General features: G+C 71.8%; 1 pseudogene. It reads right to left on the reverse strand.

What is annotated here, in order from left to right:
- Positions 1-294 (reverse strand): annotated as a pseudogene (locus tag QZH66_RS18865) (cytochrome c); the annotation flags it as partial.
- Positions 295-358: the final 64 nt, after the last annotated feature.

A 358-nucleotide genomic window follows, 5' to 3' on the forward strand; every position in this document is an offset into this window, starting at 1 on the left:
GCCGATGCCGGTGGCGGCGTCGGGCGTGAGGTTGGAGGTGTAGACCACGCCAAACGGCGTGGCTATGCCGCGCCCGCCCGCGTAGGGCGCGCCGCCCTGCGTGGTGTGGCAGCCCATGCAGTTGCCAGCCCGCGCCAGGTATGCGCCGTGCGCTATCAATTCAGGGGTAGAGGCAAAGCTTTGCGGCGTGGCCGGCAATGCGTCTTCGCCGCGCAGGTTCAGCGACACCACGGCGGCCACGGCCACCAGCAGCAGGGCCGCGAGCGCGGCCAGGGTCCAGAGCAGGCGCTTCATCGTGCCACCCCCACCGCGGTGCCATCGACACCACCGCAGCGTATCGGCAGCGGCGCCGGCAAGG

This window comes from Stenotrophomonas sp. YIM B06876, from assembly GCF_030711595.1.
Classification (GTDB): Bacteria; Pseudomonadota; Gammaproteobacteria; order Xanthomonadales; family Xanthomonadaceae; genus Stenotrophomonas.